Below are 18,585 nucleotides of genomic sequence, written 5' to 3'. Positions count from 1 at the left end.
CTTGTGTTTTGTGCTGCAAGTACATAGCATAAGGCTTTAATTATAAAAAAATAATAACGACCAAATAATTGCCGCTTTTTGGGACTGGAATATATGCGAATTACTCCTTTATCTCTGTTAATTTCAGCTAGTTTGTTAGCTAGTAGTGCATTTGCACAAGACACAGCTACAGTAACTGGAATTGAGTCAGAGATTAGTGTTAAACAGACAGAATACGATAACTCGACAAGAATACTTGAAAAACATCTTAAAGAAGAAAGTCAGTTACAAAATCAACTAGAGCTACTTCGTTCTCGTTCTACAGAGCTAGATAAAGAAAAAAACCAAGCGCTCGATGCGATGAACGAAATGTACCGTCGTTTAATTGACGATCCCACTATTAATATTAGTGCGGCTCAATCACGCTATCAAAAAGCGGTGATTGATCATAAGCAAAACAAAGATGATATTTCTATGCAGTTGGCGGCAATTGCATCCCACCGTAAAGATATAGAGCAAATTCGTGTTGCTAAACATACGCTTTTAAATACTTTAGAGAGCTTAAAAGAGCAGTTAACTACAGCCAGAGTAGAGCGTTTACGTAACGAGTTTACACGTGAAGGCACGCTTGAAGTTAACCATACGATTAACTGTAAGCGAACAGAAACGCTAGCAGCGTGTGAGCAACGCGGTCAGCAAATGGGGCTACAAAAAGCAACTAAACGCTTTGTAGATCAAATATTTGCAAACTTAACAGAAGAGCGTATTGTTGAGCCAAAACGTAATTTGGCGGGCGCTCAAGTACAAATATTAAGTAGCCATGTAGTTAACAGTGCATTTAGCGGCCAAGGTAACTACAACGTCAACTTAAGCGTAACCATGCGCGGTGAAGTAAACAGTAGCCGTTTATGTAGCTTATTAAGCATTGATAACCGTTATTGTTCTGAGTACGGCACGCCACTTACTGCTGCTTATCAACCCGCGTATAACAATACATTTACTGATAGTCAGTTAACATTCAGTAATAGCGCGGATAATAGCAACACGGTGTCGGTTTCTCGTTTAGAAAAGCAGCCAGTACGTGATTATTCAGTTAAACCTGCATCGGCGAAAAAAGATTACCCTTCTATCCTTAATAAGAAGAAGGATCAATCAATAGAGCTGACATTACGATCAAACGTATACGACGATGAAGTGTTTATCGATGGTGTAAGCTTTGGCTCAACACGCTTGATCACACGTTTACCGCCGGGTATTCACAACATTGAAATACGTAAACTTGGTTATAAGCCTTATCAAGTTCGTGTTGATTTGAATAAAGCACAAACAATTAATGCAAATTTGGTAAAAAAGCCTAAGTCGATTGCTGCACCGACCTATACTCGAGAGCAACCAGAAGTAACAACACGCCAGGTTAGTGAAAACGTTAATGTATTAAATGCAAACGTTGAAACGCCGGTTGTCGTTATTCCTGCAGGCAAATTTAAAATGGGCGATATCAATGGCAATGGTTTAGCTAATGAACGTCCAGTAATTGAAAAAGTAATAGCAAATTCTTTCGCTATGCAAAGTAAAGAAGTAACCGTGGGTGCCTACGAAAAGTTTGTAGCAAATACAGGTTATAAAACTCAAGCGGAAAAAAATAAAGGATGTGCGTATTATTTAAATGGCGAACCAGTATGGGAAGCAAATTTAAATTGGCGTAATCCTGGTTTTGAGCAAGGCAGTGACTTTCCTGCTGTATGTTTAACTTATAACGATGCAAAAGCTTACGCTGAGTGGTTATCGGGTCAAACAGGACAGCAATTTCGTTTACCTAACGAAGTTGAGTGGGAATACGCAGCACGTGCAGGAACCGAAACAGAATACCCTTGGGGTAACGAAATTGGTAAAAACCTAGCTAACTGTGGTTGGTGTGGTAGTGAATGGTCAAATAGACGTGCATCACCAGTAGGTTCTTTTTCTCCAAATGCATTTGGATTATACGATACCGTAGGCAATGTATGGGAATGGACCGATAAAGAATCAGGTGAGTCTGATGTAGCAGTAAGAGGCGGAGCGTGGAACTTTGCACCAAGCCTTGCTCGTGCATCTACGCGTTTAATTTTAGCGCCTGATTTTAGATCTAACTACATTGGTTTTCGCTTAGTTCGCGAACGATAAACTCAATTAAGGAAGCTTTGCTTCCTTTTTTCACAAATTCACAAAGGCGCTGCGCTTTATATTGCTCATATAGTTGAGCATGTTAAAGTGAGGCAGCTAATATAAGAACGTATTTCAAAGGTCATCCAGCCTCATGTTTAAAAAACTCCGTGGTATTTTTTCTAACGATCTATCGATCGACTTGGGTACAGCCAATACCCTAATTTATGTAAAAGAAGAAGGTATTGTATTAAACGAACCTTCTGTTGTTGCTATTCGCCAAGAACGCGCTGGTGGACCTAAAAGTGTTGCATCTGTAGGTACAGAAGCAAAACAAATGCTAGGCCGTACACCGGGAAATATTAAAGCAATCCGTCCAATGAAAGACGGTGTAATTGCTGATTTTTATGTAACTGAAAAAATGTTACAACACTTCATTAAGCAAGTGCATAACAATAACTTTATGCGCCCAAGTCCGCGTGTACTAATTTGTGTGCCGTGTGGTGCTACTCAAGTAGAAAAACGTGCAATACGTGAATCTGCAATGGGTGCTGGTGCTCGTGAAGTTTACTTAATTGAAGAACCAATGGCAGCAGCTATTGGCGCAGGTTTACCAGTATCAGAAGCAACAGGTTCTATGGTTGTTGATATTGGTGGTGGTACAACTGAAGTGGCTATTATTTCACTTAACGGTGTTGTTTACTCATCATCTGTTCGTATTGGTGGCGATAAGTTTGACGAAGCTATTATTAATTATGTACGTCGTAACTTTGGTAGCTTAATTGGTGAAGCGACAGCTGAAAATATTAAGCATCAAATTGGCTCTGCGTTCAAAACTGATGAGCCAATCGAAATTGAAGTGCGCGGTCGTAACCTTGCCGAAGGTGTTCCGCGTTCATTCACGCTTAACTCACACGAAATCCTAGAAGCTCTACAAGAGCCGTTAATGGGTATTGTGAGTGCAGTAATGGTTGCACTTGAGCAATCACCACCTGAGCTGGCATCAGATATCTCTGCGCACGGCATGGTACTTACTGGCGGTGGTGCATTGTTAAAAGATTTAGACCGTTTATTAATGGAAGAAACGGGTATTCCGGTTGTTGTAGCTGATGATCCACTTACGTGTGTTGCGCGTGGTGGTGGTAAAGCATTAGAAATGATCGATGTTCATGGTGGTGACGTTTTTAGTTACGACTAATGAAATTAATGTTTGGACGCACAGTCTCTTTGCAACTGCGACTTTTTGTCGCAGTGCTTTTGAGTATCGTACTCATAGTTGGAGACAGATATACGCAAGGTGGTACCGTTGTTCGTACCAGCCTTAATACTCTAGTTAGCCCACTAATCTATGTAGCTAATTTACCCTACGAATTATTTAGCTTAAGTGCTAAAAGCCTGCATACGCGGGATCAACTTCTTACTGAAAACGAAGCGCTGAAAAAAAAGCAAATGCTACAAAGCGAGCAACTTCAGCAGTATCAATTTCTAGCCAGAGAAAATCAAAAACTGCGCGCCTTATTAGGCTCATCTGCAAAGCAATCAAATCGTAAAATTATTGCTCAGGTACTTTCTGTACATTCAAACCCGTATAGTCATCAGGTTGTTATTAACCGTGGTACAACTGACGGGCTTAGTGAAGGCCAAGCTGTAATTGATGAAATGGGTGTAGTAGGGCAGCTTACAAAGGTTGGTTCAACAACTTCACGCGTGCTACTAATGACCGACACCACACATGCCACACCTGTACGTATACTTCGTAACGATGTACGAACGGTTGTTGAAGGCATAGGTAAAATTAACGTCGTTAAGCTCTCTCACGTTCCACACAGTTTAGATGTGCGAATTGGCGATGTACTTGTTACATCGGGTTTAGGGGGGACATTTCCTGAAGGGTACCCGGTGGCAGTAGTAACCGAAATAAATCGTGATGAAGGGCGACCGTTTGCACAAGTTTTTGCAGAACCTATTGCGCAACTAGATCGCATTCGCTTACTGGTTATTTTATGGCGTAATCAACAGGAGCAAATCAGCGATGATTAACCGTTATTCATTGTTAATTGCGCTAAGCATCTTTTTTGCGTTAATAATGGCACTAATGCCACTTCCATTTTCGTTTGAACCATTTAGACCTGACTGGGTTTTACTTGTACTTATGTATTGGTCGCTAGCAGTACCGCATCGTTTAAATATTGGTACTGCTTGGGTTGTTGGTTTATTAATAGATTTAGCGTCTGGCTCACCGCTGGGCGTGAACTCGCTTACATTCTCGGTATGTATTTTTGTAACCGCGAGTAACTTTCAAAAAATTCGTAACTTTTCGCTTTGGCAACAAAGCCTACTAATTGGTTTATTTTTAACGCTGTATCACTTAATGCAGTTTTGGCTAAATCACTTTTTGTTAGGGGTTTATTTTAATCCACAGTATTTATGGCCAGTAGCAACCGGAATGGTTAGCTGGTTTTGGGTCTTTTTACTACTTCGTAAATATCGCAGACATTTTAGGATCAGGTAATGACTACCGCAGTATATTTGGCATCAGCCTCTCCCCGTCGTAAAGAGTTATTAAGCCAATTAGGTGTCGAATTTACACAATTTAGTGTTGATGCAGATGAAAGCCCACTTCCAAACGAGCAACCTAGAGCACTTGTTGAGCGTTTAGCGCGCTTAAAAGCCCAAAGCGGTGTAGAGCTTGGATATACCGATCGCCCTGTACTTGGTAGTGATACTGTGGTTGTTATCGATAACGAATCATTGGGTAAACCTCGCGATAAAAACGATTTTACACATACGTTAAAACGCCTATCGGGTAACACGCATCAAGTGCTCACAGCAGTTGCATTTGCGACGCAAAGTGATGTACTTAGCTGTGTTGTAAGCACAGATGTTACTTTTAAAACTTTAACAGATGAAGAAATTAATGCTTATTGGGAGTCAGGTGAGCCACAAGATAAAGCCGGTGGCTACGGTATCCAAGGTTTAGGCGGCCGCTTTGTAACACACATTGCAGGTAGCTATTTTTCTGTTGTAGGCTTACCTTTATATGAAACCGAACAATTATTAAAAACATTCTTAAGAAGGTAACATGAGTACAGAATTACTGATCAATGTCACACCGAGCGAAAGCCGTGTTGCCCTAATAGAAAACGGTGTACTGCAAGAAATACAGCTAGAGCGAATTGGTAACCTAGGTATTGTAGGCAATATTTACTTAGGAAAAATAAGCCGCGTACTTCCTGGTATGCAGGCTGCTTTTGTTGATATCGGCCTTGAAAAGGCTGCATTTTTGCATGCATCCGATATTGTAAATAGTGCCTCTATTGTTGAAGGCGTAGACGACGTACCAATAAAAAAAGTACAAGATATTAGGGAGTTAGTTCGTCAAGGCCAATACATTATGGTGCAAGTGGTAAAAGATCCGCTAGGCACTAAAGGCGCAAGGCTCACCACTGATATAACTATTCCTTCTCGCTATTTAGTGTTTATGCCTGATGCGACCCATGTAGGGGTTAGTCAGCGTATAGAAACTGAAGAAGAGCGCTCACGTCTTAAAAAAATAGTCGCAGAATATGGCGATGAAAATGGCAGCTTTATCGTACGTACAGCTGCTGAAGGTGCTAGCGAAGCTGAATTACGACACGATGCTGGCTTTTTAAGAAAATTATGGGAAAAAATAACATCACGTCGTAGAAAAACGAGTAAAGCCAGTATCCTACACGAAGATTTAACGCTTGCCTTTAGAACCCTGCGTGACTACGTAGGCGAAGATATGGAGCGCATTCGCGTTGACTCTAAACTCAGCTATGAAGAACTAAAGCTATTTACAGAAGAATTTGTTCCACAGCTTTCTCAAGTACTTGAATACTACCCAGGCGAGCGACCTATATTTGATTTGTTTGATGTTGAAAACGAAATTCAAAAAGCACTACATCGTAAAGTTACGCTAAAATCGGGTGGTTATATAATTATTGACCAAACAGAAGCAATGACGACTGTTGATGTTAATACAGGTGCATTTGTAGGACATCGTAATTTAGAAGAAACGATTTTTAATACCAACGTAGAAGCAACCTCTGCAATTGCCCGCCAGCTCAGGCTGCGTAACTTAGGCGGTATTATCATTATCGACTTTATCGATATGGTAAGTGAGGATCATAAAAGGCGGGTGCTTCATTCACTTGAATCAGCCCTTGCAAAAGATCGCACTAAAACGAATATTAATGGGCTTTCAGCGCTTGGCCTTGTTGAAATGACGCGTAAACGTACACGCGAAAGCTTAGAGCATATTTTATGTGATGTATGCCCAGCATGTTCCGGTCGTGGTTCACAAAAAACAGTTGAAACGGTTTGCTACGAAATACTACGTGAAATAGTGCGTGTTAACCGAGCATACGCAGCGGACAAGTTTATGGTGTATGCAGCGCCTGCTGTAAGTGAGGCCCTACTAAACGATGAGTACCATAACCTTGCTGAGCTTGAACTATTTATTGGTAAGCAAGTCAATATTCAAACAGAGAGCTTATACAGCCAAGAACAGTTTGATGTGGTAATGATGTAATGAAAGCAAAAGCGGTCTGTTTTTTTTGTTTTAGAAAGTTATGGCAGACCTGCGCCATAATTTTGGTATTACTGGCCGTTATTGTTTCAATTTTAAAATATACCCTCCCGTATGCAAACGAATACAAAGGTGACATAGAAAGCTATTTACACGAAAAGTTTGAAATAAGCTTATCTATCGGTGAAATATCAGCTAGTTGGCAGGGCAGTGGTCCTGCATTAGTGCTAGAAAATTTATCGTTTAAAGATAACGAAACCGCACCAATATCACTCACCATTGCTAAAACCAGCTTAGAGCTAAACCTATGGGAAAGCTTAAAAGCACTGCAACTTAGATCTAATTATTTTGTTATTAATGGTTTTCATACCAGTGTAAATATCACCAACTTATTTAAAACCGGTGACAACGACGAAGTTTCTTTTGAGCAAAAAGAGCTAATTGAAGAACTGTTTTTGGGTAAAACGGGTCATTTTGCAATAGAAAATTCCAGTATTAACTTTATTTTAGAAGATGGTAAAGAACGTAAATTACTACTTCAAAACATTGTTTGGCAAAATGAAGATGAGCAGCACCTTGGTAGTGGAAGCCTGGCACTGCCGGGTATTTCGGTCGGAGACTTTGACGCGCGCATAGCACTTACCGGGGATATTCTAGAGCAGGTTGCGGGCGACATTTATGTACAGGCTAATAAGGTCGATGTATCTAACTGGTTAGCGCAATATATAAATACGCAAAAACAACAACTGCATAGCGATATTAATTTACAAGCATGGCTAAAACTAGATAAAGGTTTTGTAAGCGATGTGAAAATGCAGTGGTTACCAAGCTTTGTACGCTGGCAGCGAGAAGAGCAAAGCCACCAAGTTAGTTTGAGTGAAGGTGGATTCCATCTATATCCAGAACAAAATAGCTGGCACTTAAAAAGCACCGGTTTAACATTTAATAGTAACGATAAAGCATGGCCAAGTTTAGAGTTTGAAGCCCAACTAGGGCTGCAAAATAAAGTGTGGCTGCATCAAGTTGATTTTGAATTACTGAGTAACCTAGCCGGGCTAAGTAATTTTAATGCACTTGAACCATTTTTAGAACGCCAACCTAGTGGGCAAATAGATCAAGCTTATTTAAGTTTTTCTAATGCACAGCAATGGCAATTATGGTTTGAGGCTAACAATATTGGCTGGCAAGAATTAAGATCGGTACCAGCAGCGCAAGGACTTAGAGTAAATGGTTTACTTACCCAAAGTAGTGGTCGAATAAATTTATTTGGTGAAAATGGCACATTAGTTACAGGCGAAAGCTTTAGTAACGACATAAATTATAATCAGCTAAATGTAGAGCTAGATTTAGCTAAGCGAGATGATGGCTGGCATATAAGTAGTGACAATATCTGGTTTGATAATGATGAAGTCACTCTTGCTGCAGAATTACAAATTAGCCTAACAGATGATCCTCGATTAGATCTTTACGCTGAAGCATTCGCTCCAGATGCCAATATTGCAGGTCATTACTTCCCATTAAAAGCGATGAGCCCTGAACTTGTTAGCTATTTAAATGGTGCAATTAAAGGCGGAGAAGTATCTAAAGCACAGGTCTTATTTGCAGGGCCTTTGTCTGGTTTCCCATTTACTGATGGTAGTGGTCAGTTTGATGTATTAGCACAAATAGACAATGCAACCTATGAGTTTGACCCTGATTGGCCTGCGGTCACTAATGCTGATGTACAGCTACATTTTGCTAATGAGCGGATGGACATATATAGCCAGCAAGGCAAGTTGGTTAATTTAGATATTGGTAATAGTGTACAGGTGAGCATTGCAGATTTAATGAATGCTGATGAACTTATTGTGCAAATTGATAAAAAAGCAGAGATGGAAAAGTTACATGACTTTTTTGCAGCGACACCTATTGCCAAACCTCTTGCTGAAATTTTTAAAGTTGTACAGGGCAAAGGCGAAGCCGATGCCAGTATTGAGCTTTTAGTAGGCTCTAAGTTTAAAGGCGGAGCCAGTGTTAGCGGCAAAGTTAATTTAAATGACTTGCCAGTATTTATAGCAACGCCAGGTATTGAGCTTAAAAACTTAACTGGCGAGCTTAATTTTAAAAACGACAACATCACACTTAAAAATGCGACTGCGAAGTGGTTGGGCATGCCGCTAAATATTAATTACAGCAGCAAAAGTGATGCTAAAAATTACCAAGCAAACATAGATATAAACGCCAAAATTGACGCTGATACATTAATTGACAGTGGACAAGGTATATTAAAAAATTATTTAAGCGGGCAAAGCGATGTTGATATTGGTTTAGTACTTAATTTTACCGAACAAGGCTTTAATTACCGTGCACAGGTAAACTCAGAACTACTTGGCTTAACGAGTAACTTACCCGCACCTTATAATAAAAATAGCGAACAAATGTGGGCGCTTGATGCAGTAGTTCAAGGTGATGATATTTCTAATCTCATTACAGCAAACGCTAATCAACAGTTTTACTTTAATGCTATTTTAGAAAATGGAAAATCACAGTTTAGTAATGTCCATTTTGTGCTCGGAAAACAAGACTTAGGATTAAACCAAAAAGACTTAAGCGTAAATATAAATCTTGAGCAGAGTGAATTAGTGCCTTGGTTTGATCTGATAGATCAAATAATTAAAGCAGGTAAATCAAACCCAGATAAAAAATCAAAAGGGATTATGCCACCGCTTAATGAGGTGGTCGCAAATATAGGTATGCTTGATGCGAGTAACATCATCTTTAATGATTTTGAAATGCGTTTAGCACCATCAAAAGACGATTTATACCTAAAGCTAAATGCTAAAGAACTTAGAGCTGGGGTTTTTATTCCTACATCACAGCCTAGCCAGCCTATACGAATTAATGCCGATTACTTAAGGCTTAATTTTGCACAGCCTAGCGAGCAATTAATTGAAATAACAGATGTACTTCCTGAGGAAGACTTGAGCTGGCTTACTAAAATACCTGCCATTGAGTTTGAATGTAGTGACTGCAAAATTGATCGCTACCAGCTTGATAAAGTGAGTGCGTCATTATTAGGTGATGGCGAGCGCTTATCGATATCAGAACTTGTAATCGATAAAGGAGATCATGTACTGCGCACTAAAGGGCAGTGGCAAAATGGTTTAACAACGCTAAGTGGTGAGCTTAAAAGTGATGATATAGGCGCATTGTTTGGCGAGTTTGATATTACCTCTGCAATTAAGGATTCTAAAGCTGATCTAAATTATGATCTTACTTGGCAAGCAGCACCTTATGATTTTGATGTGAAAACTTTAAGTGGTGAGGTTACTTGGGATTTAGGGGAAGGTCACTTAACTGAAATAAGTGATGGTGGTGCACGCGTATTTTCGCTGTTGAGCCTTGATTCACTCGTACGCAAACTGAAACTTGATTTTAGAGATGTATTCTCAAAGGGCTTTTTTTATAACAGCATGCAAGGCTCTATGCAGTTAGAAAACGGTATCGCTTACACTAAAGATACTAAAATGGATGGTGTGCCTGCCGATTTAACTATTAAAGGCTACGCAAATTTAAATACGCTAGATATAGATTACGACCTTGCTGTAGCGCCACAAGTAACCTCAAGCATTCCGGTTATAGTGGCATGGATGGTTAATCCAGTAACAGGACTTGCTGCTTTAGCACTTGATAAAGTTATTCATTCTGCGCGCGTCATCTCAGAGATCAATTTTAAAGTAACGGGTAAAATGAACGATCCTATTGTTCAAGAACTAGACAGAAAAAGTCGTGAAGTTACACTACCTCAAGCTGCGCAAAATCAGCCACAAGCATCAGTCGATTTAAAACTTAAAGATGCTCAAGTAACAGTAACGCAATGAACAAAACAGCAAATATAAGCACACCCACAATAGTTGCCCTACAAATGTGTTCAGGGCTAAGCCCTGATGACAACATAGCAAGCTTAAAGCGCGCACTTAAAACTCTGCCAGCAACAAGGCCATTACTTGTTTGCTTGCCAGAAGCTTTTTTAGTGTTTAGTAAAAGAGGTAACGATACGTTACGTGTTGCTAAGCAAGTTGAGCAATACAAATTACAACTTAGTGAATTGTGCCAACACCATAATATTTGGTTAAATGCAGGCACAATGCCTGAGCCATTTAACGAACATAAGTATTACGCAGCATCGCATTTATATAATAATCAAGGCGAGCTGGTTGCAACGTATAACAAAATACATTTATTTGATGTAACCGTAGATGATAAAACAGGTAGCTATCGAGAGTCAGATTTTACCCAAGCAGGTCGCGATGTAGTGGTTGTTGATTCTCCCTTTGGTAAAATTGGCTTAACAGTATGTTATGATCTGCGCTTTAGTGGCTTATTTAACGAACTAGTACGCCAAGGCGCCGATATTATTTTAGTACCCAGTGCATTTACAGTCCCTACAGGGCAAGCGCATTGGCAACCGCTATTAGCAGCTCGCGCAATAGAAACACAATGTTATGTAGTTGCAGCAGCTCAGTACGGTACACATGAAAATGGCCGACAAACATATGGCCACAGTATTATTATTTCGCCTTGGGGCAATACCCTGAGTGAATTGCCAGCAGGCACCGGTTTTATAAGCTGCAACGCAGATTTAGACCAGTTACAAAAAATTAGACGAGATATGCCCGTGCAATCTCATCAACGATTTAGAGAGCATTTATTATGAATTCGGTTGAACAGCATTTACTACAAGACAGCCAGCTAAATAGAGAAGAGCTCGAAAAAACGCTCGCTTACATACATCAGCATAAAGTGGATTACGCCGATTTATATTTTCAATCAAGCCACCACGAATCATGGGTGCTTGAAGACGGCTTAGTTAAAGAAGGCTCTTATAACGTTGAACGTGGCGTTGGTGTACGTGCTGTAAGCGGCGAAAAAACAGGTTTTTCTTACTCTGATGCAATAAATCTTGAAGCACTTAATAAAGCGGCTACAGCGGCTCGTAGCATTGCAGATGCTGGCGAAGATAGAGCGATTAAAGTATTTAGTGATGTTAAAGCTAAAGAGCAGTTTGCAGCGCATCAGCCAATTTCGAGTATGAGCGATACCGACAAGGTGAGTTTATTACGCGAACTTGAAAACTATATTCGTGAACTAGCACCCGATGCAGAGCAAGTAATTAGCTCAATGTCAGCGGTATACGAAGAAGTATTAATCGCAGCAAGTGATGGTACGTTTGCCACCGATATTCGCCCGCTTATTCGTTTAAACTGCTCAGTGCTGCTTGAAAAAAATGGCCGCCGTGAACGCGGTGGCGCAGGTGGTGGTGCACGTTTAGATTATGGTTACTTTAAAGAGCTTGTTGATGGTAAACCACGTTGGATGGAATTTGCTGAAGAAGCTGTACGCCAAGCTAAAGTAAACCTTGAAGCTATTGATGCACCTGCAGGCACGATGGAAGTTGTACTTGGTAATGGTTGGCCTGGCGTGCTTTTACACGAAGCAGTAGGGCATGGACTTGAAGGCGACTTTAACCGCAAAGGCGCGTCTGCGTTTAGTGGTAAAGTGGGCCAAAAAGTAGCATCTGAGCTGTGTACTGTTGTTGATGATGGCACCATGGCTGATCGCCGTGGGTCACTTAATGTTGATGATGAAGGCACACCAGCCGCTTACAACGTACTTATCGAAAACGGTATTTTAAAAGGCTATATGCAAGATAAGCTAAACGCGCGTTTAATGGGTGTAAATCCTACCGGTAACGCACGTCGTGAGTCGTATGCACATTTACCAATGCCTCGCATGACTAATACCTACATGTTAGGTGGTGAGCACAGCCAAGCCGATATTATAAGCTCAGTTAAAAAAGGGGTATTCGCGCCTAACTTTGGCGGCGGACAAGTCGATATAACCTCAGGTAAGTTTGTATTTAGCGCATCAGAAGCGTATTTAATCGAAAATGGTAAAATTACCCAACCAATTAAAGGCGCAACGCTTATTGGTAATGGACCAGAAGTAATGCAGCAAATATCTATGGTTGGTAACGACTTAGCACTTGATAAAGGTGTTGGTGTTTGTGGTAAAGATGGTCAAAGCGTACCGGTAGGCGTAGGCCAACCAAGCCTTAAAATTGATCAGTTAACGGTCGGTGGTACAGCTTAAATATTACTCAAGCGCGAAGTGAATTCGCACTTATATGCTTGATGTTTATTGTAGGTGAGGTTTTATACCTCGCTTTTTAAATACAGACTGAGAAATAGAGCGCGAAATAAATTCGCACCTACGATTTGTATTTTTACTTTGTGTAGGCGAGGTTTATGCCTCTCCTTCACCTTCTTTATTTTTTTCAGCCTCTTTGTACCATAACGCAAAAAAGCACTCTGTTAATTTGTGCTCTATCTCAAGCGCTTTTTCTGTCGGGCAAAACAAGGTAAAGCTTGCTTTAAATTCACCTAAATCGGTTGTACCAAAGTGAATTACTGGTTCTGGGCCAGATATTTTTGCATCAAGTTTACGCTCAATCATCGAATTATAACGGCTTGCTACTTCTTGAAACTCTTCGCAGTACAATTTAGCTTGCTCAGTGAGTGTGTCGTGAATAGGGTACGGGTTAAAGCTCTCTCTTCGGACAATAATAAAATGATGTGTAACAAAGCGTTTTACAAAGTTTAAGTTTTTAATAGAACTGGTAATCAGCTTATTATTAGGTATGTATATGGTTTTTCTAGAAAATTGATAAGTATGTATATCAATTTCATGCATGGTTGTTTTTATCCAATCCGTTTCAGCTACTTCACCAAAGTAATCACCTACTTGTATCCAATCACCCACTCTAAACGGGCGAGTTGTTACGAGGTAAAAAAAGCCTATTACACACTGAATAAACTCACGCGTTGCAAGTACAATCGCCACGGCAAAAGCAGCAATAGAAAGTGCAAAGTTTTGAATTTCAGTAGACCACACAAATAGCAGCGATATCATCATTACAAAATTAACAAAGTGCTTAATATTGTGTGCGATGTAACGGATGTCTTTTTCTTTTTTTTCTGCGCGACTTTTAGCAAGCTTATCAACAAGCACTTTTAGTACAAATGCAATTGTGATCATTACAATTGAAAGAAGAAACGGATGCAGCAATATATCTTTAGTCATGGTATCCAATTAAATGTGAGTTGATAAAAACAGGCTCAGTATATTGATTTATTAAACCAATTAGCAAATTTAGTGTAAAAAAAGTAACCAATAAAAAATGTAGCTACGTTATTGAGTTACTTGATCAGTGCAATGCTTGTGATTTTTAGCCATTCTTTTTCGGCATATGAGTACAAGCTCAATGGCTGAAATAAAAATCAAAGTATAGCCAAGCGTTTCTATACCTTCTTCAACAATGTTTTTTACCGCACGTACATAGTCATCACCCATTACTGAATGCCAAAATGCGCCTTTGCCCATCATTCGCGAAAATGCGAGTAAAGTAACCATGCCTGATAAGCAAATTCCATAACTAGGAGTGAGGCTATAGGCTTTTAAAGCGTTAAAAATACTTCCTCTGTTTGTTATTAAATAAACAAACACGCCAGCTAAAATTGAATAGACGATACTTTGCCAAGCGCCATCAAAAAAGTATAAGTCGAGGTAGGTATCAAACTCTCTTACAAACATCATTGCCGATAATGCAGCTAGTAATACAGCCGGTATTTTGAGTTGAAAGTTAATTCGCGAAGCGTAAAAAAATAAAATACAGCTTAAAAAAGTTAAAACATCTTGCATATGTTCGGTAAGAGTTTCTTCACTGTAAAGTGCATCCTGTTTTAATTCAAACCCTTCAAGTTGAATTAAATGAGCAACACCCGCTAGGCATAATAAATAAATAAAAGATCGCAGTAAAAACATAAATAACCAAGAGAAACTATAAATGCGCGGGATTCTAATCGTTAAAATGCTTTAAAGCCAAAACAAAATTTAAACTTTTAATCTTTTTATCGGTCTAAAATTTTTGCTGTTAAAATAATGGCTTAGTTGTTTTTTTAATGTTGAATGGATGTTTGTAATGTGACGTTTTAAGTGGTTTATTGTGCAAAATATAACAAGCATTAAAAAGCCCTTACTAATTACTTAACAAGGGCTTTTTATAATTGAGCGCTTAGAGTTTAGCGCCTAGCGCATAGTAACAAACTCTTCAGAACCTGTTGGGTGAATCGCAACAACGGCATCAAAATCAGCTTTAGTAGCGCCCATTTTCATGGCAACTGCAAAACCTTGAATCATTTCATCAACCGCAAAACCAATACCATGTAGGCCAACTACTTTTTCGTCTGGGCCGGCACATACAAGCTTCATTTTACAAGGCTGGCGATGTTTAGTTACCGCTGTGTACATAGCCGTAAAGCCAGATTGGTAAATCTTAACGTTTTCTTCGCCATACTGAGAGATAGCTTCTTGCTCAGTAAGGCCAATAGTACCAATTGGTGGGTGACTAAATACAACAGTAGGAACTAGGCTGTAATCCATTTTTAAATCATCAGGTAGTTCTTTATTAAATAAGCGTTCTGATAAAGTACGCCCTGCTTTAACTGCTACAGGCGTAAGTTCAATACCGTTTTCGATAATATCGCCAACCGCATAAACGTTTTTAGCTGTGGTATTTTGAAACTCATCAACTTTAACAAAACCATCGCTGTTAACTTCTACGCCGGCAGCGGCTACATTAATTGCATCTGTTGTTGGCTGGCGGCCAATGGCCCAAATTACTTGGTCAACGTTATGAGTTTTGCCATTATCTAAATGTAGCGTTACAGAGCCATCATCTTCTTTAACTAATTTATGAGGTACAGATTCTGTATGAAGAGTAGGGCCTTCAGCAGCCATAACATCAACAAGTGTTTCAACTATGTATGGGTCAAAGTTACGAAGTGGAGAATGCTTACGAACAAATAAATGTGTTTCAGTACCTAAACCATGTAATACACCAGCAAGCTCAACGGCTATGTAGCCTGCGCCTATTACTGCAACGCGCTTAGGTTGCTCTTTTAGCTCAAAAAAGCCATTTGAATCGATACCGTGTTCAGCACCTTCAATATGCGGAATGCTTGGGCGTCCACCTACTGCAATTAATATATGGTCGGCTGTGTAGTGCTTGCCGTTTACTTCAACTGTTTTATTATCTACAAATTTAGCAAAGCCTTTAATTACAGTAACGCCATTGCTAGCAAGGCCACTGTCATAACCTTTATGAATTCGACCTATGTAGGCTTCACGGCTTTCTACTAACTTGCTCCAATCAAAGCCTTTAACTTCAACATTAAAGCCGTAATCTGGGGCATATAAATTAATTGCTTCAGCAACCTGAGCACCGTGCCACATTACTTTTTTAGGTACACAGCCCACGTTTACACACGTGCCGCCCATGTGTTTTGCTTCTATAAGTGCTACTTTAGCGCCACGCATTGCCGCTCTATTTGCAGAGGCAATACCACCACTGCCACCACCGATTGCAATATAATCAAAGTGTTGTGTCATTTTATGTCCTTAGGCGTTGAGTTTTATGCGCATTAGCATAACATTAAGTTTTAAAAATAAAGAGTGTTTAGGTGACCTATGTTTAGTAAAAAAACATTCGAATTTCTTGCTCAGCTTGATAAAAACAATAATAGAGACTGGTTTAACGACCATAAATCACAGTATGAGGAATACGTAAGAGAGCCCGCTTTAGATTTCATTAGGTAAAGTAAGCGCCATTTACCGATTAGATAAGAGTTGTTTTTTTACTTTTAGACCCAATTTAAAACGTAATGCATTAACGCAAAGAGAGTATTTATGAGCAACCCACTAATTGGCCTTGAAGGCTTACCACCATTTTCAAAAATAAAGCCTGAGTACGTAGTACCAGCATTAAAAGACGGTATCGAGCTTTGTCGTAAAGCCATTGATGACGTGCTAGCTAAAGGCTTGTATACGTGGGATGACTTAGTATTACCCCTTGAAGAAGCTGACGATAAATTATCGCGCATGTTCTCCCCTGTATCGCATTTAAATTCAGTAATGAATAACGACGAATTACGCGAAGCTTACGAGCAGTGCTTACCGTTAATATCTGAATATTCAACATTTGTAGGTCAGCATCAAGGTTTATACAATGCGTATAATACGCTTTATAACAGTGACGAATTTAAAACGCTGACTACAGCACAGCAAAAAACAATTACTAATGCGCTTCGTGACTTTAAATTATCGGGTATTGCATTATCAGCAGAAGATCAAAAACGCTACGGTGAGATTAGCGCGCGTTTATCAGAACTTGCCTCAAAATTTGGCAACAATGTAATGGATGCCACACTTGCTTGGCACAAACATATTACTGATAAAAGCGACTTAGCTGGCTTGCCAGAATCTGCTTTAGCGCTTGCAGCAGATACTGCAAAAAGTAAAGAGTTAGACGGTTGGGTATTTACCCTTGATTTCCCATCGTATTTACCAATTATGACTTATGCAGATAACCGCGAATTGCGCAGAGAAACTTACACCGCGTTTTCTACGCGCGCATCAGATCAAGGCCCTAACGCTGGTGAATTTGATAACTCTGGCATTATGAGTGAGGAGCTTGCGCTTCGTCATGAACTTGCACAATTACTAGGATTCAATAGCTACGCTGAAAAGTCACTGGCAACTAAAATGGCCGAAACACCGGCACAAGTATTCTCGTTTTTAGAAGATTTAGCGGCTAAATCAAAACCACAAGCAGAGCAAGAAGTGGCAGAGTTAAAAGCCTATGCTGAGCAAAAACATGGTATTTCTGAATTACAGGCATGGGATTTTGGTTACTACAGCGAAAAACTTAAGCAAGAAAAGTACGCTATTTCAGATGAAGTACTGCGTCCTTACTTCCCAGCAAATAAAGTATTAAGTGGCTTATTCGAAACCGTTAACCGCTTATTTGGTATTAGCGTAAAAGAAGTTACTGACTTTGATACTTATCACAAAGATGTACGTTTTTTTGAAATTGTAGATAGTAGCAATACTCTACGCGGACGTTTTTATCTCGATTTATATGCACGCGACCGTAAACGCGGCGGGGCGTGGATGGACGACTGTATGGGTCGTAAAGTACGTGCTAACGGCGAACTACAAACTCCAGTGGCTTATTTAGTGTGTAACTTTAATAAAGCGGTTGGCGATAAACCTGCATTGTTTACTCATGACGAGGTGACAACCTTATTCCACGAGTTTGGTCATGGTATTCACCATATGCTTACACAAGTTGATGCTGCTCCTGTTGCGGGTATTAATGGTGTAGCGTGGGATGCGGTAGAGCTTCCTAGTCAGTTTTTAGAAAACTGGTGTTATGAAGAAGAAGCATTGAGCTTTATTTCAGGTCATTATGAAACGGGCGAGCCGTTACCTAAAGAGCTACTTGATAAGCTACTAGCGGCTAAAAACTATAACTCAGGCATGCAAATGCTACGTCAAATTGAGTTCTCGTTATTCGACTTTAAAATCCACAATGATTATAAAGCGGGTGAAGAGTGTCAAATTCAAGCCGTACTAAACGACGTGCGCAGCCGTACCTCAGTCGTTAATCCACCTGAATTTAACCGTTTTCAGCATGGCTTTAGCCACATTTTTGCAGGCGGTTACAGCGCTGGTTATTACTCATATAAATGGGCTGAAGTTCTCTCTGCTGATGCTTATTCTAAATTTGAAGAAGAAGGTATTTTTAACCCGCAAACTGGACAAGCCTTCATGCAAAATATTTTAGAAAAAGGCGGCAGTGAAGAGCCAATGGAATTATTTAAAAAGTTCCGTGGTCGTGAGCCTAACGTTGACGCGTTATTACGCCACAGCGGTATTGCAGCTTAAAAAGCTAATATTTAGCACAAACCAAATTAAAGCGCCTAAATGGCGCTTTTTTATTGTTTGTAAATTATTATCTAATAATTTTTAGT

The 18,585-nt window shown here is 39.8% G+C and carries 14 protein-coding genes; 11 read left to right on the top strand and 3 right to left on the bottom strand.

All coding sequences use genetic code 11. The features are described from left to right. Positions 1-93: 93 nt before the first annotated feature. The 9 genes from H5087_RS02440 to tldD all read left to right on the top strand — a co-directional run bounded on the left by H5087_RS02440 (position 94) and on the right by tldD (position 12,805). On the top strand, positions 94-2,142 hold the full coding sequence (locus H5087_RS02440; RefSeq protein WP_182671030.1) for a formylglycine-generating enzyme family protein: 2,049 nt from the start codon (positions 94-96) through the stop codon (positions 2,140-2,142). A 133-nt stretch (positions 2,143-2,275) separates the two neighbouring features. After that, a complete protein-coding gene (locus H5087_RS02435; RefSeq protein ID WP_002958401.1) occupies positions 2,276-3,319 on the top strand; it encodes a rod shape-determining protein in 1,044 nt (347 codons plus the stop codon). Further along, positions 3,319-4,161 (top strand): rod shape-determining protein MreC, encoded by an 843-nt coding sequence (gene mreC / locus H5087_RS02430; protein ID WP_173400216.1) that lies wholly within the window; start codon positions 3,319-3,321, stop codon positions 4,159-4,161. Before H5087_RS02435 ends, mreC begins: the two co-directional genes overlap by 1 nt. After that, positions 4,154-4,633 (top strand): rod shape-determining protein MreD, encoded by a 480-nt coding sequence (gene mreD, locus H5087_RS02425; RefSeq protein WP_002958403.1) that lies wholly within the window; start codon positions 4,154-4,156, stop codon positions 4,631-4,633. Before mreC ends, mreD begins: the two co-directional genes overlap by 8 nt. After that, positions 4,633-5,202, top strand: coding sequence for a nucleoside triphosphate pyrophosphatase (locus H5087_RS02420; RefSeq protein ID WP_154904155.1), 570 nt, complete (start codon positions 4,633-4,635; stop codon positions 5,200-5,202). The genes mreD and H5087_RS02420 overlap by 1 nt, the downstream gene beginning before the upstream one ends. A gap of 1 nt (position 5,203) precedes the next feature. Then, entirely contained in the window at positions 5,204-6,676 is a 1,473-nt protein-coding gene (gene rng / locus H5087_RS02415; protein ID WP_002958405.1) for a ribonuclease G, read from the top strand. After that, positions 6,676-10,533: a YhdP family protein gene (locus H5087_RS02410; protein ID WP_182671029.1), complete on the top strand. Its 3,858-nt coding sequence runs from the start codon at positions 6,676-6,678 to the stop codon at positions 10,531-10,533. Before rng ends, H5087_RS02410 begins: the two co-directional genes overlap by 1 nt. Continuing rightward, positions 10,530-11,369, top strand: coding sequence for a carbon-nitrogen hydrolase family protein (locus tag H5087_RS02405; protein WP_182671028.1), 840 nt, complete (start codon positions 10,530-10,532; stop codon positions 11,367-11,369). Before H5087_RS02410 ends, H5087_RS02405 begins: the two co-directional genes overlap by 4 nt. Next, positions 11,366-12,805: a metalloprotease TldD gene (tldD, locus tag H5087_RS02400; RefSeq protein WP_024597409.1), complete on the top strand. Its 1,440-nt coding sequence runs from the start codon at positions 11,366-11,368 to the stop codon at positions 12,803-12,805. The genes H5087_RS02405 and tldD overlap by 4 nt, the downstream gene beginning before the upstream one ends. A 153-nt stretch (positions 12,806-12,958) precedes the next feature. Here tldD and H5087_RS02395 read toward each other — a convergent pair whose 3' ends face one another. From H5087_RS02395 to gorA, 3 genes are all read right to left on the bottom strand, one after another. After that, a complete protein-coding gene (locus tag H5087_RS02395) occupies positions 12,959-13,795 on the bottom strand; it encodes a mechanosensitive ion channel family protein (RefSeq protein ID WP_182671027.1) in 837 nt (278 codons plus the stop codon). Between the two features lie 108 nt (positions 13,796-13,903). Continuing rightward, positions 13,904-14,536 carry a hypothetical protein gene (locus H5087_RS02390; protein WP_165742883.1) on the bottom strand — a complete coding sequence of 211 codons (633 nt, stop codon included), beginning with the start codon at positions 14,534-14,536 and terminating at the stop codon, positions 13,904-13,906. A 264-nt stretch (positions 14,537-14,800) separates the two neighbouring features. Further along, on the bottom strand, positions 14,801-16,162 hold the full coding sequence (gene gorA / locus H5087_RS02385) for a glutathione-disulfide reductase (RefSeq protein ID WP_182671026.1): 1,362 nt from the start codon (positions 16,160-16,162) through the stop codon (positions 14,801-14,803). Between the two features lie 78 nt (positions 16,163-16,240). Here gorA and H5087_RS02380 point away from each other — a divergent pair, with 78 nt between their 5' ends. Both H5087_RS02380 and prlC read left to right on the top strand, forming a co-directional pair. Then, positions 16,241-16,369, top strand: coding sequence for a DUF2461 family protein (locus H5087_RS02380; protein WP_404936090.1), 129 nt, complete (start codon positions 16,241-16,243; stop codon positions 16,367-16,369). A gap of 90 nt (positions 16,370-16,459) precedes the next feature. Continuing rightward, entirely contained in the window at positions 16,460-18,499 is a 2,040-nt protein-coding gene (gene prlC, locus H5087_RS02375) for an oligopeptidase A (protein ID WP_182671025.1), read from the top strand. The last annotated feature ends 86 nt before the right edge of the window (positions 18,500-18,585 follow it).

Source organism: Pseudoalteromonas sp. SR43-7 (genome assembly GCF_014163785.1).
Lineage (GTDB): Bacteria > Pseudomonadota > Gammaproteobacteria > Enterobacterales > Alteromonadaceae > Pseudoalteromonas > Pseudoalteromonas distincta.
Note: the sequence above shows the minus strand (reverse complement) of the source record. Positions and strands in the feature narration are given on the sequence as shown.

Excerpts from the sequence above, each read along its gene's own strand:
- H5087_RS02440 (WP_182671030.1), top strand. The coding sequence starts at position 94 with ATGCGAATTACTCCTTTATCTCTGTTAATTTCAGCTAGTTTGTTAGCT.
- H5087_RS02435 (WP_002958401.1), top strand. The coding sequence starts at position 2,276 with ATGTTTAAAAAACTCCGTGGTATTTTTTCTAACGATCTATCGATCGAC.
- mreC (WP_173400216.1), top strand. The coding sequence starts at position 3,319 with ATGAAATTAATGTTTGGACGCACAGTCTCTTTGCAACTGCGACTTTTT.
- mreD (WP_002958403.1), top strand. The coding sequence starts at position 4,154 with ATGATTAACCGTTATTCATTGTTAATTGCGCTAAGCATCTTTTTTGCG.
- H5087_RS02420 (WP_154904155.1), top strand. The coding sequence starts at position 4,633 with ATGACTACCGCAGTATATTTGGCATCAGCCTCTCCCCGTCGTAAAGAG.
- rng (WP_002958405.1), top strand. The coding sequence starts at position 5,204 with ATGAGTACAGAATTACTGATCAATGTCACACCGAGCGAAAGCCGTGTT.
- H5087_RS02410 (WP_182671029.1), top strand. The coding sequence starts at position 6,676 with ATGAAAGCAAAAGCGGTCTGTTTTTTTTGTTTTAGAAAGTTATGGCAG.
- H5087_RS02405 (WP_182671028.1), top strand. The coding sequence starts at position 10,530 with ATGAACAAAACAGCAAATATAAGCACACCCACAATAGTTGCCCTACAA.
- tldD (WP_024597409.1), top strand. The coding sequence starts at position 11,366 with ATGAATTCGGTTGAACAGCATTTACTACAAGACAGCCAGCTAAATAGA.
- H5087_RS02395 (WP_182671027.1), bottom strand. The coding sequence starts at position 13,795 with ATGACTAAAGATATATTGCTGCATCCGTTTCTTCTTTCAATTGTAATG.
- H5087_RS02390 (WP_165742883.1), bottom strand. The coding sequence starts at position 14,536 with ATGTTTTTACTGCGATCTTTTATTTATTTATTATGCCTAGCGGGTGTT.
- gorA (WP_182671026.1), bottom strand. The coding sequence starts at position 16,162 with ATGACACAACACTTTGATTATATTGCAATCGGTGGTGGCAGTGGTGGT.
- H5087_RS02380 (WP_404936090.1), top strand. The coding sequence starts at position 16,241 with ATGTTTAGTAAAAAAACATTCGAATTTCTTGCTCAGCTTGATAAAAAC.
- prlC (WP_182671025.1), top strand. The coding sequence starts at position 16,460 with ATGAGCAACCCACTAATTGGCCTTGAAGGCTTACCACCATTTTCAAAA.